Raw genomic sequence first — 18,884 nt, forward strand, 5'->3', positions numbered from 1 at the left:
GCCTCCTGGTTACGATCGGTTACCAGGAAACGGTAGGAAACCTTTGCTGGGGTGCCAAGAAGGCACTTTCTCGAAAGGTGGTGAGGTCGAGGTGACCACCCGACCAGAGCGCGGCGATGTATTCGATCCGCAGTGCCCGACGCGTCAGTTGCTCGACCGCATCGGGACGAAGTGGACCTCGATGGCGGTCAAGGTGCTCGCGGACGCCGCGCCGGGGGAAGTACGGTTCGCCGACTTGCGGCGGCGGATGCCGGGAGTTTCGCAGAAGATGCTGTCGGTGACACTCCACAGCCTCATCCGTGACGGCCTGGCCACGCGCCGGGTCGAGCCGACCGTGCCGCCGCGCGTGCACTATCAACTCACCGAACTCGGCTTGTCGTTGGAGATCCCACTGGCCGCGTTGCGCGCCTGGGCCGAGGCGCACATGCCCGAGATCGACCTGGCCAACGCGGCCACCGACAGCAGCATGTAGCCGTCCAGCGAGCCCGCTGTTGTCAGTCGAGCACGTGGTGTCGCGGTACCCGCTCGCGTCCCGGCCCATGTCACCACGTTGCTGTATGGCGAAAGTCTTTCGCGGCGAGGGAGACTGGCAGCAGCAGGCGTCGGAGTACGAGTCCCTCAGCCTGTCAGGTGCGGTCGTGGCGAGTGACCTATCGTTTTCGAATTGCAAAGGTCGGAGCATATTTGCTTTTCTGTCGCCACGAGCGAATTAGTAGTTGGACTCATTATTCTTTCGCGGCACGGGATTCCGCGCGGTCGCTGGGAAATGTGACTCTGCCAGTGATGACCTCACTCGACGCGCCGTCATGCACGTATTCAACGAAGAGTCGACGGTAGCGCAGTAAAGTCCGGCATCGGACCATTGTCGATTCGAGGGGATCGTTCATGAGTAGGTCGACTGGGACTCCCATTACATCCGCCAGCGCCGAAGTCTCCTGGCTCCCGCTCATCGTCGTGGTCACGACACAGATCCAGGCCTCGTTCGCGGTGAACGCGCTCACCGTGTCGATGGCGGGTATCACGGGCGACCTCGATACCCCGGCCACCTCGGTCGGCACCGCCATCACCGCGGGAACCTTCGCGATGGCGGCGTTCATCCTGCTCGGCGCGAAAATCGGCTCGCGCTTCGGCTCCCGAGAGGTATTCCAGGTCGCTGTCGCGATCCACGGCCTCGCCATGCTCGGGGTGGCGTTGAGTGTGAGCCCGGCGATGTTGTTCATCGCCCAGGCCACCTCGGGAGCGGTGATCGCGCTCATCGCCCCGGCACTTACGGTCTTCATCGCGGCGAACTACCGCGGCGAGCAGCAGGCCAAAGCAATCGGACTGTTGGCGGCAGCCATTCCCGCGGCCGGCGTGCTCGCGCTGCTCATCGCTGGAACCTTCGCGACGACGATCGGCTGGCGCTGGTCGTTCATCCTGGTGGTTGCCCTCGCCGTCGTCAATCTGCTGCTGAGCTTCCTCGTCAAAAAGGTGCCCGCCCAGCCCGGCCTCAGCATCGACTGGACGGGCGCACTCCTCGCCGCGGTCGCCGTAATCCTGCTGAGCTTCGGCTTCAGTGGCCTCGCGACGTGGGGCGTGTGGCTCGCCACCCCGGAGGCGCCGTTCGACGTGCTCGACGTCTCGCCGGCGCCGCTGCTCGTGCTCGCGGGTCTGATCGTCGGCCAGGTGTTCTTCTCCTGGCTGCGCCGCCGGGCACGCGAGGACAAGCCCCGCATTTTCGACCTGCGGGTGCTCGCGACCGGGTCGGAGCGCGCGGTGACCGCCTGCATGGCGACGATGCTCTTCGTCGGTACGGCAGCGAATTTCCTTATCCCGCTGTATATCCAAGTGGTGCAGGGCCGTTCGAGCATCGAGACGTCGTTCGCGATCATTCCCTACACATTGTCGATCTTTCTCGCCTCGACATTTGTCGCCTATCTTTACGGCCGGTTCACACCGCGCGTACTCGCGACCGCGGGATTCATCGTCGTGGCATCAGCGCTCGTCCTGCTCGCATTCACTGTGCGTGGTGAATGGAGTCAGGGTTTCGTCGTGACCGGCCTCATCCTGCTCGGCCTCGGCCAGGGCGCGATCGTCGCGCTCGTGTTCAATACGCTGCTGTCGACCGCGCCCAAGCAGCTCGCCGGTGATGTCGGTGCGTGGCGGGGTCTCGTGCACAACCTGTCTGGCTCGGTCGGTATCGCTGTCGCCAGCGCCTTCGCCGTGAGCATGCTGTCCTCCATGCTGCTCGCCGGCGCGCGCGAGCACCCCGAGGTGTCCGATGAACTCATCGCGCAGGTGAACTTCGACGAGGCCAACTTCCTCACCAACGACCAACTCACCGAGGTGCTCGCCGACCGTGCCACCGGACCCGAATTGGATGCCGCCGTCGCGGTGAACGCCGACGCTCGGCTACGGGCGCTGCAGATCTCGCTGCTCGGACTCGCCGCGTTCTCGCTGCTCGCGATCGTGCCTGCGACGAGAATGCCCGGCCGACGCGACGGCGATCTCCCCGAGAAACTCGAACCCGACGACGGCGACGTCATCGACCCGGTCGAAGATCCAGAGCGGACGCGCGCCGCTCGCGACGAGAACCAGGAGAAGTCCGCATGAGCCGCAGCCCGAACAAGCTGATCCCTGAGGACTTCACGCCCACTCCGTCGCTGGAGCGCGAACCGCAGGTGGCGGCGGTCGCCGAACTCGACGATTCCGGCCTCGACGCGATCGGCGTCCTCGTCGCGAGCGAGGGCGAGCTTCCCGCCGACATCGCTCTCGATCGTGCGGCGCTCGCCCGTGCGGGATTCGAAGCCGAACCCGGTACCTCGCTGGTGTTGCCGCAAGAAACGGGACCGCTGCTCGTGCTCGTGGGGGTGGGACCGTCGGCAGAGCTCGGCGTATCGGGGCTGCGCGATGCGGCCGCCGCGGTGGCCCGAGCCACCGCGAAATCTGCCCGTATCGGCCTCCGTGTACCCGCGATCGCCGACATCGCGGCGGCCGACGTGGCGCAGGCGCTGACCGAGGGTGCACTCCTCGCCCGCTATCGCTTCGACATTCTGAAGGACAAGGCGAAGGATGTGCCGCTCGACCACGTCGAGATGCGCCTCGACGGCGCCGACCTGGACGCGGCGTCGGAGGGCGTCGAGATCGGAACGGTCACCGCCCGTGCCGCGAACATCGCGCGTGACCTCGCGAACTGCCCGCCCGGACACCTCACCGCGACCGACATCGCCGCCGCCGCCGTCGCCTTGGGCGCCCGGTTCGGATTCGAGGTCGAAGTGTTCGACAAGCAGCAGCTCATCGAACTCGGCTGCGGCGGGCTGCTCGGTGTCAACCAGGGCTCCACCGAGGAGCCGCGGATGATCAAGCTGCGCTATATGCCCGAAGAGACGTCGACCGGTCACCTCGGACTGGTCGGCAAGGGGATCATGTACGACTCGGGCGGGATCAGTTTGAAGCCGTCCGACCCGATGCATCTGCTCATGAAGATGGACATGGGTGGCGCGGCTTCGGTGCTCGCGAGTTTCACCGCACTGCGCGAACTCGCCGCGACCGCGACGGTGACCGGATGGTTGATGTGCACCGACAATATGCCGTCGGGCTCGGCCTACAAGCTCGGCGATGTGCTCACCGCGCGCGGCGGCACGACCGTGGAGGTGAAGAACACCGATGCCGAGGGACGCCTGGCGATGATGGATGGCATCGTGCTCGCGAACGAGGACGGCGTCGACGCGATCATCGACATCGCGACGCTCACCGGTGCCGCGCTGATGGCCCTCGGCCAGCTGACCGCCGCGCTGTTCGGTAACGACGACGCGGTGGTCGGTGCCGTCGAACGCGCGGCCGCTACCACCGCCGAGCAGGTCTGGCGATTGCCGCTCGAGCACAAATATCGCAAGCAACTCGATTCCGATGTCGCCGACATCGCCAACCTCGGAGGCCCCTACGCCGGGGCGATCACCGCGGCGCTCTTCCTTGCCGACTTCGTCGGGGACACGCCATGGGCGCACCTGGACATCGCCGGAACGATGCAGTCGGACTCGGACGATTCGTGGCGATCGAAGGGGGCAACGGGCTACGGCACACGCCTTCTCATCGACGTGGCACGGAAGTACCGGGCCGAAAGCTGAGCCACAGAACCGCGGAGCTGCATGCACTGCTGAAGGAACGGCTCGAGCCCCGGTAGACCCAACGGTCGACCGGGGCTCGAGACAGGTCAGTGCAGGTCGAACCGGTCGTTGTCGGCCACCTTGACCCAGGCCTCGATGAAATCGTTCACGAACTTCGCGCCTGCGTCCTTCTGCGCATACACCTCGGCAACCGCGCGCAGCACCGAGTGCGAGCCGAAGACGAGATCGTTGGCCGTGGCCGTCCACCGCTTCTCGCCCGAACGCCGGTCGACACCGTCGTAGACGTTCTCCGCCGACTCCGACACCTGCCACTCCGTGTTCTGATCGAGCAGATTCACGAAGAAGTCGTTCGAGAGCACACCCGTCCGGTCGGTGAAAACGCCGTGTGCGCTGCCACCGTAGTTGGCGCCGAGCGCGCGCAGGCCGCCGATCAGCACCGTCAGCTGCGGTGCGGTCACGTCCAGCATGTATGCGCGGTCGAGCAGCAGCCGCTCGAGCGGAGCCTTCTCGCCGGGGCGCACGTAGTTGCGGAACCCGTCGGCCCGAGGTTCGAGTACATCGAAGGTGTCGACATCGGTGTCCTCCTGGGTGGCGTCGGTGCGCCCCGGGGAGAACGGCACGGTGACCTGATGACCGGCGTCGCCTGCTGCCTTCTCGATCGCCGCCGAGCCGGCCAGGATGATCAGGTCGGCCAGCGACACCTTCTTGCCACCGGTGGCCGAGGCGTTGAAATTCTGTTGGATCTGCTCGAGGACCGGCAGCACTTTCGCCAGCTCGGCGGGTTCGTTGACGTCCCAGTTGCGCTGGGGCTCGAGCCGGATCCGGGCGCCGTTCGCACCGCCGCGCTTATCGGTGCTGCGGAAGCTTGCCGCCGACGCCCACGCCGTCTTGACCAGTTGTGCGATCGACAGACCGGACTCGAGGACAGTGTTCTTCAGCGCGGCGATGTCCTGGTCGTCGATCAGTGCGTGGTCGACGGCGGGAACCGGGTCCTGCCACAGCTGCGCCTCGGGCACCCAGGGGCCGAGATAGCGACTGAGTGGGCCCATATCGCGGTGCAGCAGTTTGTACCAGGCCTTCGCGAATGCCTCGGACAGCTCTTCCGGGTGCTCGAGCCAGCGGCGGGTGATCTCGGCGTAGATCGGGTCTTCGCGCAGGGCCAGGTCGGTGGTCAGCATCGTCGGGGTTCGGGCGGGACCACCGAAAGGATCAGGGATGAGGCCTTCGCCCGCACCGTCTTTCGGCTTCCACTGCCAGGCATCGGCGGGGCTTTTGGTGAGCTCCCAGTCGAAACCGTAGAGGTTTTGCAGGAAGCCGTTGCTCCAGGTGGTCGGGGTGGCGGTCCATACGACTTCCAAGCCGCTGGTGATCGCATCCTTGCCCTTGCCTGTGCCGTAGCCGCTCTTCCAGCCCAGGCCCTGCTGCTGCAGCGGGGCGGCTTCGGGCTCGGGGCCGACCAGGCTGGCGTCGCCCGCGCCGTGGGTCTTGCCGAAGCTGTGACCGCCGACGATCAGGGCGGCGGTCTCCTCGTCGTTCATCGCCATGCGCGCGAAGGTTTCGCGGATGTCGTGCGCCGCGGCCACCGGATCAGGCCTGCCGTTCGGGCCCTCCGGGTTCACGTAGATCAGACCCATCTGGACCGCGCCCAGCGGCCCCGACAGCTCCCGCTCGCCGCTGTAGCGTTCGTCGCCGAGCCAGGTGTCCTCCGGCCCCCAGAACATTTCCTCCGGCTCCCAGATATCGGGTCGGCCGAAGCCGAAACCGAAGGTCTGGAACCCCATCGACTCGAGGGCGACGTTGCCGGTGAACACGAGCAGGTCGGCCCAGGAGATCTTGTTACCGTACTTCTGTTTGACCGGCCACAGGAGCCGACGAGCCTTGTCGAGATTGGCGTTGTCGGGCCAGCTGTTGAGCGGGGCGAAACGTTGCGCGCCCTGACCGCCGCCGCCACGACCGTCGGCGATCCGATAGGTGCCCGCCGCGTGCCAGCTCATCCGGATGAACAGGCCACCGTAGTTGCCGTAATCGGCGGGCCACCAGTCCTGCGAATCGGTCAACACCGCGGCGATATCGGCTTTGAGGGCTTCGACGTCGAGCCCGGCGAATTCTGATGTGTAGTCGAAGTTTTCGCCCAGCGGGTTGGACTTGGACGAGTGCGCGTGCAGGACCGAGAGGTCGATCTGTTCCGGCCACCAGTCCTTGTTGGTCCGAGGGCGCTGGTCGGTCTTCGGAGTGGGCGAGGGGATCGCCGGGTTCTCGCTCTCACTGGCGCTGTGCGTATCGGTGTCAGGAGCAGGCGGGCGGCTATCGGAGGTCACGATATTCCTTCCTGGACGGGCTAACGGGCTGCGAGTGCATCGTGTTCGATGGGCGTTCAGTTCGCACAGTCAGGGCACAGGCCCCAGTAGATGACTTCGGCTTCGTCGATCGCGAAGCCTAGGTCGTCGGAAGCGGTCAGGCAGGGCGCTTCGCCGACTTGGCAGTCGACGTCGCCGATCGACCCGCACGCCCGGCAGATGAGGTGATGGTGGTTGTCGCCGACCCTGGTCTCGTAACGGGCCAGCAGACCGCGAGGCTGGATGCAGCGGAGCAGGCCTGCGGCAGTGAGAGTGCGCAGGGAATCGTAGACGGCTTGGTGCGACACCGCCGACAGGCGGGACCGCACGGCACGGATGATCGAATCGGTGTCGGCATGCGGGTGTTCATGAACCACGCTCAGCACGGCGACCCTCGGTGCCGTCACGCGCACCGAAACTCCCCGCAGCATATTCTGGAACTCCACGTCCGTGGGCACGCTCGCAGTTTTCCTCGTTTTCTGAGTTCAGACAACTATCCGACCGGGCCGCGTTGAATTCGCTGCGAGAACGAAGGAGGATTCCCATGTCGGGAACGAAGGATCACGACGACGAAGAACACACCGAACCGAAGGGCGGCAGACCGGGTCCTACCGATCAGGGCAAGAACGGCGGGATGGCGACCCGGGAGCTCGCCCCAGAAATCGCCGAAGCCGAGGGTGCGCAGGAACCACCCGACTGATCAATGTCCGCGGGGATCTGTCAGCGCCAGTCCTTCCTTGGCCTTGATCCGCCGATGCTCGAGCAGCAGCCACGCGACCCCGGCTCCGGCCAGCGTCACCGCGGCGATGCCGGCGATGGTGGCCCAGCCGGCGAAGCCGTATCCGGTCGCGGTCAGACACAGTCCCAGCGCGATGATTCCCATCGCGCACAGGATGATGCCGGGGAAGTTGTAGCCGTCTTCGAGGCTCTCGCCTGCGTGACTGCGGGTGGTGCGGGCGTGGTCGGGAAACTCCCCACCGGATTCTTCGGAGCGCTTTTCTACGGGGCCATGGTGCTGATTCGAAGACGTCATCACTGTTCCCTCCGGCTAGTCGGCTTTGGGCTGGCAATACCCGCTGCGTCGAGGCTCAATCCGCATCGGACCTCGGTGCCGGTCAGACCCGCGGATCGCCGAAGACGCCGTTTCTGCTGTCCTCGGCGGTGCTGCGACGCCATTCGCGGGGCGTGACGCCGTAGGTCACGCGGAATCGCCGGGTGAAGTGCGAAGCGTCGCGGAAGCCCCAGCGAAGGGCGATCGTCGCGATGGAGCAGTGACGGAGCCGGGGGTCGGCGAGATCATCGCGAATGCGGTCGAGCCGTTGACCGATGATCCACTGGGCGAGGCTGTAGTCGGCGGCGGCGCAGATCTTGTACAGGTGCCGCAGTGAGATATTGAGAGCGGCGGCGATGCGGGCGGCGTCGAGTTCGGGGTCGGCGAGGTTGCGGCGCACGTAGTTGCGGATCTCGGCGAGCGCGATCTCCGAGGGCAGGACCGCGCCGTCGTGGCGGTCGGGCGCGGTGGCCGACAGCAGCAGTCCGCGGATCAGGTCGATGCTGGCGGAGCCGGTCAGGCGCGCGGTCGGATGGGTACTGAGAGCATCTGCCTGCCGTGTCATTTCGCTGATGTGACCGGACACGAGTCGATAGAAGGGGCTGCGATGCAGGTGCGGTGCTGCCCGGCGGATGCGTTCGACCGGGAGGTCGAGTTGATCGAGGGGAACGTGGAGGCAGGTCGACCCGCCGTCGCCCACCCATCGGAAGTTGTACGGTGCGTTGAGGTCCATCAGGTGTAGGTCGCCGACGGCGAGTTCGCGTTGTAGACCGTCCTGCTCGTACCGGGCCGCGCCTTTCCCGTGCACCGCGATGGCCAACATCGGCGATGGAGTCGTGCGGATCTGCTTCGGCGTACGGATCAGCTGGATGCCGGACATATCCGCACGAAAAATGCTGGCATCACCGAATTCCCACACATCGAACTGGGCGTGCGTGCGACCATCGGGGTTCTCGTGCACCACGTTGCACGGTGCGGACGCCTCCTGCATGGCGGTGGTGATCGCGTGGGCGCGTTCCGCGGGCGCGACGAAGCCGGTATCGAAAACAACGGCCATGATCCCGCCCTCCTGGTGGACCGGAAACGCTCCGCCTGATCGTGGCACGATCCGCGCTGCACAATCAGCCTGGAAATCGTGCACGCCGAGTCCAGTTTGCCTGGTCGGAGCGCTTTACGCTCGCCCAATGTGCCTGTGCGTCGGCACCGAGGTGGGAGGTTTGCGTGATGGGGCCCCTTGGTCGAGCCGATGTGCTCGACCACCTCGACGAGTTCGTCGCCGCCGCGCGCAACGGTCTAGGGCACGCGGTGATCCTGCGGGGCGAGCCCGGAATCGGCAAATCGGTGCTGATCGAGTCCTTGATCGAGTCGGCTCACGGGTTTCGAATCCTGCGTTCGGATGGCTACGAGGCCGAGGCCAATCTGCCGTATTCAGGGGTGCAACGCCTGGTCGGTTCGCTCGACGTCGACGGCACGCAGTTGCCCGATCCCGAGCGGGAGGCATTACGGGTCGCGTTCGGCATCTCGGCGGGGGCGGTGCCGGACCGGTTCCTGGTCGGTCGGGCGGTACTCGGCCTGCTGGCGATAGCCGGTCGCCATGGGCCGGTGCTGTGCGCGGTCGATGACGCGCACTGGCTGGACCGTGAGTCTTTGGACGTGTTGGGTTTCGTCGCGCGCCGACTGCACGCCGAAGCGGCGGTGGTGGTGTTCGCGTCACGGGCCGACGATGACGTCGATGTCCGCCTCGGCGGCGTGCCGGTGCTGCCGGTCGAGGAATTGGCGCGCCCCGCGGCCATCGAGTTGCTGACGTATTGGTTCGACGGAGAGCTCGATCCGCGGGTAGCGGCCGACATCGTCGACGAGGTCGGGGGAAACCCGCTCGTCCTGACCGACCTGGCCCGTGAACTCACCGCCCGCCAGCTCACGGATTCGAGTTTCGCACCCACACCGCTCGGCGCGGGTTCCCGGCTGGAACGGTTCTATCGACGCGCACTGGAGGCGCTGCCCGATGCCTGCCGAGAATGGATTCTGGTGGCGGCGGCGGAATCCACCGGAGATCTGAAGTTGGTGGATCGGGCGACCGCTCTTCTCGATATCGACGAGAGTGCCGGTGAGGCCGCAGACGTCGCCGGACTGGTTGTCATCGACGGAGCCGTGCGATTTCGGCACCCGCTGGTTCGCGCGGCCGTCTACGGCGGCGCGACAGCCGCCGCGCGTCGGCGCGTGCACGGTGCGCTCGCGCGAGCGGCGCAGGCTTCGGGATTGATCGATATCGAGGCGTGGCACGCCGCCGCGGCGACCGTGCGACCGAACGCGTCGGTCGCGCAGCGGTTGGCAGACGCCGCAGAGCGGGCAACGCGCCGCGGTGGTCTCATCGCGGGTGCGAGCCTGTTGGCACGTGCCGCGGAGCTGAGCGAGGACCCCGGATTGCGTGACGAGCGATTGCTCGCCGGTGCCGAATCGGCCGCCGCGGCAGGTGCCGCGCGATTCGCCCTCGACCTGACCGATCGCATCCCTGACCCCGCCGTGCTCGCACCGGTCGCCGCAGGGCGGCGCCTGTTCGTGCGTGCCTCGCTCGCCCTGTTTCTCGGCGACCCGGCGGCGATTCCGCTCGCATCGAATCAGCTGAGCGCGGCGGCGGAGCTGTTCCACGGCCACGACTCGCACCGCGAGCACCTCGCACTGCTTCGCGCCTTCGACGCGGCGCTCAGCGCCGAACGATCGGTCGCCCCGGGCACCTTCGCTGAGCTCGGGTTACGGATGCGTCTCGCGGTGGCCGACGCTGAACCGGGCGTGCGCGCGGTGCTGACAGGTCTGTGCGGCTTGATCCTGCGACCATGTGGCGAAACGGCGGCCGCGAATCGGGCGGCACTGCGAATGTTGGCCGAACTCGACGATCGGCAAGTGCTGGATTTCAGCATGGCCGGGGTGGTGCTCACCAGCGCCCTCTGGGACGAACGGGCCCGCAACGACTGGCTCGACCGCAGCGAGCGCATCGCCGCCCACGCGGGCGCACTCCGAGAGTTGGACACGTTGCTGTGGATGCGGTCGCTGACCGATCTCGATCGCGGTGATGTCACCGCCGCAGGCCGGGCGATTGCGCGCGTCCGGGAACTGCGGCAAGCGATGGGATACCCGGCCGAACATGTCGTCAACGGCGCCTATCTCGCCTGGATGGGGGAGCCGACTTCGGTGGTCCTCCAGGTCGCCGAGCTCAACCTGGCCGCCGGGTTCGGTGGCGCGCACACCGCCACGATGAACGCGCTCGCCATCCGCAACCTCGCCCAGGGGCACTATCAGGATGCGTACGCTCTGCTGGCGCCGTATGAAGCAGACCGATTCATGCAAGTCACACCGCACCAGCTCCCCGAATACATCGAAGCGGCAGTGCGCGCGGGTCACACCGCCGACGCCGAGCGGGTCACCATCGAATTCGTCGCGTTCGCCGAGGACATCGAATCGCCATGGGCACGTGGCGTCGCGATGCGGTGCCGCGCGTTGATCGCACCGGCAGCGGACGCTGAGCCGCTCTACCAGGCCGCCATCGCCGCGCTGACCGAGACCGACACCCCGATCGACCTGTTTCGCGCCCACCTGCTGTACGGCGAGTGGCTGCGCAGACAACGTCGCCGTACCGATGCCAAGGTTCAATTGCGTACTGCCGCTGACGGATTCACTCGTTTCGGTGGGACGGCCTTCGCCGAGCGCGCGGCACGCGAACTCGACGCGTTCGGCGAGCGGGCACAGGTCGGCGGCGCGGCCGCAACGATCGGATTGACCGCCCAGGAGTCGGAGGTCGCGACACTGGCGGCGGCGGGGCACACCAACGCCGAAATCGCGGCCACCATGTTCCTCAGCGCCAATACCGTCGACTATCACCTGCGCAAAGTCTTTCGCAAGCTGGGTATTTCGTCGCGCCGTCAGCTCCGCGAGCACCTGCCGCCGACTACCCGCTGACGTGAAGAACTACGTGCGATACGTGGTTCGCCCGTAGGCCGCCATGACCCATCGTGAACACAGTGCTCCGCACCCGTCCGCGAGGAGGCCGCAATGTCCACGATCACCGCCGATGACGGCATACAGATCTTCTACAAGGACTGGGGGCCGGTCGACGGGCACGCGGTACTGCTGAGTCACGGCTGGCCGCTGAACTCTGACGCGTGGGAGAGCCAGGCGCTCTTCCTGGCCGAGCACGGATGCCACGTCATCGCCCACGATCGCCGCGGACACGGCCGTTCCACGCAGTCCTGGAACGGCAACGACATGGACACCTACGCCGACGATCTCGCGACGCTGCTCGACACACTCGACCTGACCGAGGTCACCTTGGTCGGCCACTCGACCGGCGGTGGTGAAGTGGTGCGCTACACCGCCCGTCACGGCTCCACGCGCGTGGCGAAACTGGTCCTCGTCTCAGCCGTGCCGCCATTCATGTTGCGCACCGACGACAACCCCGGAGGCCTGCCGGTCGAGGTATTCGATGGCATTCGCGCCGGCGAACGTGCCTCGCGTTCGCAGCTGTACCGCGACCTCGCCGACGGCCCGTTCTTCGGACACAACCGCCGCGGCGACGTACCCCAGGGCATGCGCGACGCGTTCTGGTTGCAAGGGCTCGCATCGGGCCATCGCGGCGCCTACGAGTGCATCGCCGCGTTCTCGGCCACCGACTTCCGTGGCGATCTCGCCGAGATCACCGTGCCGACGCTGGTGATCCACGGCGACGACGACCAGATCGTCCCCATCGAAGTCGGTGGCCTGCGCTCGGCGGAGCTCATCGCCGGCGCCGAACTGAAGATCTACGAAGGCGCGGGTCATGCGCTTCCCGACACCGAAAGACACCGACTGTCCCAGGACTTGCTCGACTTCATCGAGTCCTGATCGCCGAAACGGAGCACATCGAAATGAACCAGCCGAAACACACCGCCAAGCCGCCCATCGTCCTCATCCACGGACTCTGGATGACACCCCGGAGCTGGGACACCTGGGCCCAGCGCTACCGCGACCTCGGACACCAGGTCGTCGCCGCGGGTTGGCCCGGCATCGGCGACCGCGCCCCGGCCGATGTCAGGGCGGATCCGAGCGCGCTCGAAGGCGTCGGCATCGTGGAGATCGTCGACTTCTACGCCGATCTCATCGCGTCGCTACCGGAACAGCCCGTGATCATGGGCCATTCGTTCGGCGGCATCTTCACCCAGATGCTGCTCGATCGAGGCCTCGGCATCGCCGGCGTCGGGGTGGCGCCAGGACAACCGGCCGGTGTTCTGACACTGCCCTTCTCGACCTTGCGCACGGGACTGCCGGTGCTGTCGAACCCGTTCCGTAAAGGCAAAGCCAGCCCGATCTCCAAGCGCCATTTCCACTACACGTTCGGCAATGACCTCAGCCGCGCCGATTCCGACCTGGAATGGGAAGCGAGCGCGGTGAATTCCTCCAACCGGGTGTTCTTCGAGGGCGTGCTGTCACTGCCGAAGAAGAAGTCGGGCATCACCGCTGTCGACTTCCACAAGCCCGACCGCGCACCGCTGCTGCTCGTCTCCGGTGGAATCGACCACGTCGCCCCACCCGCCATCCAGAAAGCCGCCCTGCGCAAATACGCCAAGGGCACCGCGCTGGTCGAGCGGGTGGAATTCCCCGATCGCACCCACCGGCTCGTGAGCCAGGACGGGTGGGAAGAGATCGCCGACTACGCCCTTGACTGGTCGCTGCGGCACGCCGCGACCCGATTCCCGCAGGCGACCTAGCGGCCACCGTGGGCGTCAGAATCACCCACATCGGCGGGCCGACCGTGCTCATCGAGATCGACGGGTGGAACATCCTCACCGATCCGACCTTCGACGAGCCGGGACAGCGCTACGACTTCGCCCTCGGAACCTCGTCGGTGAAGACCATCGGTCCGGCGATCCGGGTGACCGACCTGCCCGCGATCGACGTCGTGTTGCTCTCCCACGACCACCACGCCGACAACCTCGACCACGGCGGCCGCGCACTGCTGCACACCGTGCCGCGGGTCATCACCACGTCGAGCGGCAGTCGCCGTCTCGGACTCGCGCACGCCGAGGCGATGGTGCCCTGGCAGGAAACCGTCCTGAGCGCTCCCGGCCGAGCATCGCTGCGGGTGACAGCGACGCCGAGCCGACATGGGCCACCGCTGAGCCGCCTTCTGGTAGGCGAGAACCTCGGCTTCGCGATCCAGCGGCCGTCGCAAGCGCAGGTGGCGGTGTGGATGTCGGGGGACTCGGTCTATTTCCGGGGACTCGAGCAGGTCGCTCGCCGTCTCGACGTCGATATCGCGTTGCTGCACATCGGCGCCGTCCGATTCGGACTCACCGGGCCGGTGAAATACACGATGGACGCCCGCGATGCCGCCCGGTTCATCCGGCTGCTCGAACCACGCATCGCACTTCCGGTGCACTACGAAGGTTGGTCCCACTTCAGCGAAAGCCACGATCGTGCTCGTGTGCGATTGCTCGAGGAATCCGAGGGCGTGCACCACCGGGTGCAGTGGCTGCCGCCGGGACAAGCTGTCGAATTCCCCTCTCCCACTCCACCGCTCGCACACTGAGCGTTACCGAAAAGGTGATCGACCATGTCGTCTCATGTCCCGAATCCGCGCCGTCGTCGGCTGCTGAGCGTAGTGGCCGCGACAGTTGTCGCCGTCAGTCCAGTACTCCCGACACTCGCGACCGCCGATCCCGGCGAGCCCACGCTGGTGCTGGTGCACGGTGCGTTCGCCGACGCGACCAGCTGGGACGGGGTCGCTGCCGAGCTGCGCGAGCGCGGCTATCCGGTCGTCGCGGTGAATAATCCGCTGCGCGGTCCGCACAACGACGCGCAGGCGCTTCAGGGTGTTCTCGACAGCATCGACGGGCCGGTCGTACTCGTCGGACACTCCTACGGTGGGGCCGTCATCACCAACACCCACAACCCCAAGGTCATAGCCAACGTCTACATCGCGGCCTTCGCGCCGGCACAGGGCGAATTCGTGCAGGGCCTGCTCGACCCGATCCGCTTCCCCGGCAGTCAACTCCTGCCGCCCGCACTACAGGTTCGGGTAGTGGACGACCCCACCGGCATCGCGGGTCGAAATGTCGACGGCTACATCGACGCGTCGTATTTTCACAAGATTTTCGCCCAGGATGTGAGTGCGGCGACCGCCGCGGATATGTATGCCCATCAACAGTCGGCCGCATTGAATGCCAACCTCGAGCCCTCGGGCCCGCCGTCATGGGCGATCACGCCCAGCTGGTACCTGATCTCGGGCGAGGACAACGTCATTCCGGCTGCCGCCCAACGATTCATGGCAGGCCGCGCCGCCCCGGCCACAACCAGAGAAATCGGCGCGTCGCACGCATCGCTGGTCTCCCAGCCGGACACCGTCGCCGACACCATCATCGAGGCCACCAACTCGGTTCGATAGCGGACCGGTCCCGAGGGCCTCGATCGTGTCCGATAACCGCGATCGTGTGATTCTCGGGGCCAATTCGGTCACGTAGAGCACGCTGTTATTCGGGTGTTGTTAACGGCTGAGTGTCAGGACAGCCAGTCGTCGAGGTGGGGGAGTTCGGTGGCTACCTTGCCGGTGAAGTGGGGTGGGCGCTTCTGGAGGAAGGACATGATGCCTTCGCGCAGGTCGGCGCTGGAGAAGGCATAGGAGATTAGGCGGGCGTCGAGGGTGAAGACGTCGTCGGGGGTTTTGTCGCCGGACATGGCGACCAGGCCGCGGCGGATGGCGGCGATGGAGACGGGGGCCACCTGGGTGGTCAGTTCGGCGGCGAGGGCCTCGGCGGCGGGCAGGAGGTCTTCGGTGGCGTGCAGGCTGGTGACCAGGCCCGCGGCGAGGGCTTCGTCGGCGCCGAAAACGCGGCCGGTGATCATCCATTCCTTGGCTTTGGCCAGGCTGACGATGCGGGGCAGGAACCAGAGCGAACCACCCTCGGGGAACAGGCCCCGGCGGGCGAAGACGAAACCGAAGCGGGAATCGGTTGCGGCAAGGCGGAAGTCGGCGGCGAGGGTCATCGACAGGCCGACGCCGATGGCGGCGCCCTGCATGGCGACGATGACGGGTTTGTTCAGGTCGGTCATCGGGCGCACGACCCGGGTCGACCACTCGACCCATTCGGGGTCGGTGACGTCCTCATCGGATCCACCCGCTGTCAGATCCATGCCGACGCAGAAGTCTCGCCCCGCGGCGGCGAAGATCACCGCACGAACGTCGTCGTCGCGGTCGGCTTCGGTGAAGGCGGCGCCGAGTTCGTCGGCCATCTCGGTGGTGAAGCCGTTGCGCGCCTCGGGGCGATTCAGCGTGATGGTGGCGACGGCCGCATCCACGCTGTAAGTGATGGCCTTGTATGTCAATTCGACTCCTTGGTTCAGCGTCTGCCGGATGCGGCGGAAACGAGCAACTCGACCATGGCGGTGGCCTTGCCGGACTGTGGCGGGTCACCGGTGATGATGTCGCTCCAGACGAAAGCTTCGCCGACGCGCACGATCGCATAGGCGAGATCGTGGACTTCGATGCGCGGATCGAGATCGGGAAGGTCGGTCAGTCGCGACGCGACCCAGTCGATCATGCGACCCTGGACGACCGTGTAGCCCGAAGTCAGTACGCGCAAGCCGTATTCCGGGTCGTCGGCGACGAATCGGGTCAGCGGTTCGAAGCTGCGGACCGTATCCGCGAGGGTGCCGAAGTTGCGCACGAAGCGTCCGGCGGGATCATCGGACACGCTCGCGTCGCGCGCCTCGACGCGACTGATCGCCTCCGCGATGATCCGCCAGACCACTTCACCGATCACGACTTCCCGACTACCCCACCAGCGATACAGCGTGGCGCGGCCGATCCCCGATTCACGGGCCAGCTGTTGCATATCGATGCGGCGGCCCTCGAGAAACCACCGGTGCGCGAGGTCGATGATGTCCTCGCGCACCGTGCCGCTGGTCACGACTACGGCCTCGTCAACTCGGCGTAGCGGGCGAGGTGGTGGTCGGTGGATCCGAATTCGTGCTCGATCGCGGTCAGTCGCTTGAAATAGTGGCCGATCGCGAGTTCTTCGGTCATGCCCATCGCACCGTGCAACTGGACGGAGTTCTGGCCGATGAACCGAGCGGCACGACTGACGGTGACCTTGGCCGCCGATGCCGCCCGCGCCCGGTCCGCTGGTGCCGCGTTCAACGAGTGAATCGCCAAATATGCTGCGGCAATAGCCTGTTCGAGCTCCATGTACATGTCGACCATGCGGTGTTGCAGAACTTGGAAGCTGCCGATCGGCTGACCGAATTGCTGGCGTTGCTTGGCGTATTCGACGGTATCGGCCAGCACCTTGCGCATACAGCCGACCGCTTCCGAGGCGATCGCCGCGATCGCGTCATCGGCGGTGGCCTCGATCGAGGACCATGCGTCGCCTTCGGTGCCGAGCAGCGCGGTGGCGGGCAAGCGGAATTCGGTGAAGGTGAGATCGGAGGCGACCCGATCGTCGATCGTCCGGTAGGAGTGGATTTCCACCCCGGCCGGCGGATTCGCCGCGTCGAATTCGGTGAGGAACAACGAGATACCGGATTCGTCGCGGCGAGCACCGGAGGTGCGGGCGCTGATGATCAGATGGGTCGCCAACGGCGCACTGGTCACGACGGTCTTGCTGCCGTCGAGCACCCATGAATCACCGTCGCGGCGCGCGGTCGTCGAAAGGTCGTGCATCGAGTGACCCGACGTCGGCTCGAGTGCGGCGAACGCGGTGCGCGCCGTACCGTCCACGATCTGGCGCAGCAGTGCGTCGGCAGCCGCGCCGCCGGAGCGCCTCAGCAGGCCCGCTCCGACTACGACCGTGTCGACATACGGTTCGACGACGAGCGCGCGCCCGAGTTCCTCGGCGATGACCATCATTTCGATCGGTCCACCGCCCATACCGTCGACATCCTCGGGCAGGGTCGCACCGAGGATGCCCAGCTCCTCGGCGAAACCGCGCCACACAGCGGGCTGCCACCCCGCGTCGGACTTGACCGCGCTGCGACTCTTCTCCAGGTCGTAGCGGGCACCGAGGAATCGGGCCACCGAATCGCGCAGGAGTTCCTGCTCTTTGGTGAAGGTGAAGTCCATCAGAGCCCCAATGCTGCCTTGGCGAGGATATTTCGCTGAATCTCGTTGCTGCCCGCGTAGATCGAGCCTGCCCGGTCGTTGAAGTAGCGCAGCGGTGCGACGGCCTGCCATTCTTCGCCGCTGCGGTAGCCGTCGGCCGGTGGCTGGAATTCGGCGATCGGGCCGCCGGGTTTCGTCGCATGCGGTTGGTACACCCGACCGCGCGGACCTGCCGCCTCGAGCGCCAATTCGGTGATCTTCTGGCTCAGTTCGGTGGCCAGGATCTTGAGCATCGACGAGGCGGGACCGGGGTTCTTGCCCTGCGCCATCACCGACAGCGTTCGGTACTCGAGGATCTCGAGTACTTCGGTGCGAATCCGCGCCTCGGCCAACTTCGCCGCGAAGGTGGCGTCATCGATGAGCGGATTGCCGTCCGGACCGGTCTGCCCGGCTGCCGCGGTAGCGACTTCCTGGGCCATGACCTGCAACATCGGCGACAGTGCCCCACCACGTTCGTGGACGAGCAGATATTTCGCCACGGTCCAGCCGTCGTCGATCTGGCCGAGCACATTGCTTTTCGGCACTCGGACGCTGTCGAAGAAGACCTGGTTCTGGACCTGCTCGCCGGAGGTCATCACCAGCGGGCGGATCTCGATGCCCGGCGAGGTCATATCGATGAGCAGGAAGGTGATGCCCTGCTGCTTCTTGCCCTCGCGCGACGTGCGGACCAGACAGAAGATCCAATTCGCCTCTGTCGCGTGGGTGGTCCAGATCTTGCTTCCGGTGCACACGAAATCGTCACCGTCGTCGACAGCGGCCATCGTCAGCGATGCCAGATCCGACCCGGATTCCGGCTCCGAATACCCCTGGCAGAAGAACACCTCGCCGGTCAGGATCCGTGGCAGGTAGTACGCCTTCTGCTCGGTGGTGCCGAAGGCGACGATCGCGGGCGCGACCATCCTGATGCCCATCGGCGACAGCGCGGGCGCACCGGCCTGCATCAACTCCCGCCCGAAGATGTAGTGCTGGGTGAGGCTCCAGTCGCAGCCGCCGTATTCGCCCGGCCACGCCGGTGCCGCCCAGCCGCGCTCGTGAAGAATGTGCTGCCACTTCATGCTGGCTTCGTGATCCGGATAGACACTTGTCGCCAAGTGTCCGGCGCGGCGTAGTTCGGGTGTCAGCTTCTCGTCGAGAAAGGCCCGAACCTCGTCTCGAAAGGCCATATCGGCCGCTGACCAGTCGTAATCCATCAACCCTCCGGAGGTATGTGCGCCGTTGTGTCCGTGCAGACCTGCGTCTGTGTGAGACACAATGTACTTCTGTCT

The 18,884-nt window shown here is 66.2% G+C and carries 17 protein-coding genes; 9 read left to right on the top strand and 8 right to left on the bottom strand.

The features are described from left to right. Nucleotides 1–91 precede the first annotated feature (91 nt). The 3 genes from IBJ82_RS23275 to IBJ82_RS23285 all read left to right on the top strand — a co-directional run bounded on the left by IBJ82_RS23275 (nucleotide 92) and on the right by IBJ82_RS23285 (nucleotide 4,106). The gene (locus IBJ82_RS23275; protein ID WP_194828088.1) at nucleotides 92–472 is read left to right on the top strand and encodes a helix-turn-helix domain-containing protein; all 381 of its coding nucleotides are present in this window, start codon (nucleotides 92–94) and stop codon (nucleotides 470–472) included. Between the two features lie 413 nt (nucleotides 473–885). Further along, the gene (locus IBJ82_RS23280) at nucleotides 886–2,592 is read left to right on the top strand and encodes an MFS transporter (RefSeq protein ID WP_194828089.1); all 1,707 of its coding nucleotides are present in this window, start codon (nucleotides 886–888) and stop codon (nucleotides 2,590–2,592) included. Then, a complete protein-coding gene (locus tag IBJ82_RS23285) occupies nucleotides 2,589–4,106 on the top strand; it encodes a leucyl aminopeptidase (protein ID WP_194828090.1) in 1,518 nt (505 codons plus the stop codon). The genes IBJ82_RS23280 and IBJ82_RS23285 overlap by 4 nt, the downstream gene beginning before the upstream one ends. A gap of 86 nt (nucleotides 4,107–4,192) precedes the next feature. On the opposite strand, the gene katG is transcribed toward IBJ82_RS23285, so the two are convergent. Both katG and IBJ82_RS23295 read right to left on the bottom strand, forming a co-directional pair. After that, nucleotides 4,193–6,424 carry a catalase/peroxidase HPI gene (katG, locus tag IBJ82_RS23290; RefSeq protein ID WP_194828091.1) on the bottom strand — a complete coding sequence of 744 codons (2,232 nt, stop codon included), beginning with the start codon at nucleotides 6,422–6,424 and terminating at the stop codon, nucleotides 4,193–4,195. 56 nt (nucleotides 6,425–6,480) lie between these two features. After that, on the bottom strand, nucleotides 6,481–6,873 hold the full coding sequence (locus tag IBJ82_RS23295; protein ID WP_194828432.1) for a Fur family transcriptional regulator: 393 nt from the start codon (nucleotides 6,871–6,873) through the stop codon (nucleotides 6,481–6,483). Between the two features lie 113 nt (nucleotides 6,874–6,986). Between IBJ82_RS23295 and IBJ82_RS23300 the strand changes: the two genes are divergently transcribed. After that, a complete protein-coding gene (locus IBJ82_RS23300) occupies nucleotides 6,987–7,142 on the top strand; it encodes a hypothetical protein (RefSeq protein WP_194828092.1) in 156 nt (51 codons plus the stop codon). Here the strand turns inward: IBJ82_RS23300 and IBJ82_RS23305 are convergent, their stop codons facing one another. Next, nucleotides 7,143–7,475: a hypothetical protein gene (locus IBJ82_RS23305; RefSeq protein WP_194828093.1), complete on the bottom strand. Its 333-nt coding sequence runs from the start codon at nucleotides 7,473–7,475 to the stop codon at nucleotides 7,143–7,145. Between the two features lie 82 nt (nucleotides 7,476–7,557). Then, a complete protein-coding gene (locus IBJ82_RS23310) occupies nucleotides 7,558–8,550 on the bottom strand; it encodes a helix-turn-helix domain-containing protein (protein WP_194828094.1) in 993 nt (330 codons plus the stop codon). Between the two features lie 167 nt (nucleotides 8,551–8,717). On the opposite strand from IBJ82_RS23310, the gene IBJ82_RS23315 reads away from it, so the two are divergent. The 5 genes from IBJ82_RS23315 (at nucleotide 8,718) to IBJ82_RS23335 (ending at nucleotide 14,907) form a co-directional block, all read left to right on the top strand. Beyond that, nucleotides 8,718–11,447 carry an AAA family ATPase gene (locus tag IBJ82_RS23315; RefSeq protein ID WP_194828095.1) on the top strand — a complete coding sequence of 910 codons (2,730 nt, stop codon included), beginning with the start codon at nucleotides 8,718–8,720 and terminating at the stop codon, nucleotides 11,445–11,447. A gap of 93 nt (nucleotides 11,448–11,540) precedes the next feature. After that, complete coding sequence (locus tag IBJ82_RS23320) at nucleotides 11,541–12,368, top strand: alpha/beta fold hydrolase (protein WP_194828096.1); 828 nt, start codon at nucleotides 11,541–11,543, stop codon at nucleotides 12,366–12,368. 23 nt (nucleotides 12,369–12,391) lie between these two features. Further along, nucleotides 12,392–13,231: an alpha/beta hydrolase gene (locus IBJ82_RS23325; protein WP_194828097.1), complete on the top strand. Its 840-nt coding sequence runs from the start codon at nucleotides 12,392–12,394 to the stop codon at nucleotides 13,229–13,231. 8 nt (nucleotides 13,232–13,239) lie between these two features. Then, entirely contained in the window at nucleotides 13,240–14,052 is an 813-nt protein-coding gene (locus IBJ82_RS23330) for an MBL fold metallo-hydrolase (RefSeq protein WP_194828098.1), read from the top strand. Between the two features lie 24 nt (nucleotides 14,053–14,076). Continuing rightward, entirely contained in the window at nucleotides 14,077–14,907 is an 831-nt protein-coding gene (locus tag IBJ82_RS23335) for an alpha/beta hydrolase (RefSeq protein ID WP_194828099.1), read from the top strand. A gap of 113 nt (nucleotides 14,908–15,020) precedes the next feature. Here IBJ82_RS23335 and IBJ82_RS23340 read toward each other — a convergent pair whose 3' ends face one another. Genes IBJ82_RS23340 through IBJ82_RS23355 form a run of 4 tightly spaced genes read right to left on the bottom strand, consistent with a single transcriptional unit; the run spans nucleotide 15,021 to nucleotide 18,809 of the window. Continuing rightward, a complete protein-coding gene (locus IBJ82_RS23340) occupies nucleotides 15,021–15,845 on the bottom strand; it encodes an enoyl-CoA hydratase-related protein (protein ID WP_194828100.1) in 825 nt (274 codons plus the stop codon). Between the two features lie 14 nt (nucleotides 15,846–15,859). Further along, nucleotides 15,860–16,429 (bottom strand): QsdR family transcriptional regulator, encoded by a 570-nt coding sequence (locus tag IBJ82_RS23345; RefSeq protein ID WP_194828101.1) that lies wholly within the window; start codon nucleotides 16,427–16,429, stop codon nucleotides 15,860–15,862. Between the two features lie 2 nt (nucleotides 16,430–16,431). Further along, nucleotides 16,432–17,580 carry an acyl-CoA dehydrogenase family protein gene (locus tag IBJ82_RS23350; RefSeq protein WP_194828102.1) on the bottom strand — a complete coding sequence of 383 codons (1,149 nt, stop codon included), beginning with the start codon at nucleotides 17,578–17,580 and terminating at the stop codon, nucleotides 16,432–16,434. Beyond that, nucleotides 17,580–18,809, bottom strand: a complete 1,230-nt coding sequence (locus IBJ82_RS23355) for an acyl-CoA dehydrogenase family protein (RefSeq protein ID WP_194828433.1) — start codon at nucleotides 18,807–18,809, stop codon at nucleotides 17,580–17,582. The genes IBJ82_RS23350 and IBJ82_RS23355 overlap by 1 nt, the downstream gene beginning before the upstream one ends. Nucleotides 18,810–18,884: the final 75 nt, after the last annotated feature.

Source organism: Nocardia sp. XZ_19_231 (assembly GCF_015355705.1).
In the GTDB taxonomy this organism is placed as follows: Bacteria; Actinomycetota; Actinomycetes; order Mycobacteriales; family Mycobacteriaceae; genus Nocardia; species Nocardia salmonicida.

What these genes read in the sequence shown, in the direction of transcription:
- IBJ82_RS23295 (WP_194828432.1), bottom strand. Translation starts at nt 6,873, where the DNA reads ATGCTGCGGGGAGTTTCGGTGCGCGTGACGGCACCGAGGGTCGCCGTG.
- IBJ82_RS23320 (WP_194828096.1), top strand. Translation starts at nt 11,541, where the DNA reads ATGTCCACGATCACCGCCGATGACGGCATACAGATCTTCTACAAGGAC.
- IBJ82_RS23350 (WP_194828102.1), bottom strand. Translation starts at nt 17,580, where the DNA reads ATGGACTTCACCTTCACCAAAGAGCAGGAACTCCTGCGCGATTCGGTG.
- IBJ82_RS23280 (WP_194828089.1), top strand. Translation starts at nt 886, where the DNA reads ATGAGTAGGTCGACTGGGACTCCCATTACATCCGCCAGCGCCGAAGTC.
- IBJ82_RS23305 (WP_194828093.1), bottom strand. Translation starts at nt 7,475, where the DNA reads ATGACGTCTTCGAATCAGCACCATGGCCCCGTAGAAAAGCGCTCCGAA.
- IBJ82_RS23300 (WP_194828092.1), top strand. Translation starts at nt 6,987, where the DNA reads ATGTCGGGAACGAAGGATCACGACGACGAAGAACACACCGAACCGAAG.
- IBJ82_RS23315 (WP_194828095.1), top strand. Translation starts at nt 8,718, where the DNA reads ATGGGGCCCCTTGGTCGAGCCGATGTGCTCGACCACCTCGACGAGTTC.
- IBJ82_RS23335 (WP_194828099.1), top strand. Translation starts at nt 14,077, where the DNA reads ATGTCGTCTCATGTCCCGAATCCGCGCCGTCGTCGGCTGCTGAGCGTA.
- IBJ82_RS23285 (WP_194828090.1), top strand. Translation starts at nt 2,589, where the DNA reads ATGAGCCGCAGCCCGAACAAGCTGATCCCTGAGGACTTCACGCCCACT.
- IBJ82_RS23310 (WP_194828094.1), bottom strand. Translation starts at nt 8,550, where the DNA reads ATGGCCGTTGTTTTCGATACCGGCTTCGTCGCGCCCGCGGAACGCGCC.
- IBJ82_RS23355 (WP_194828433.1), bottom strand. Translation starts at nt 18,809, where the DNA reads ATGGATTACGACTGGTCAGCGGCCGATATGGCCTTTCGAGACGAGGTT.
- IBJ82_RS23325 (WP_194828097.1), top strand. Translation starts at nt 12,392, where the DNA reads ATGAACCAGCCGAAACACACCGCCAAGCCGCCCATCGTCCTCATCCAC.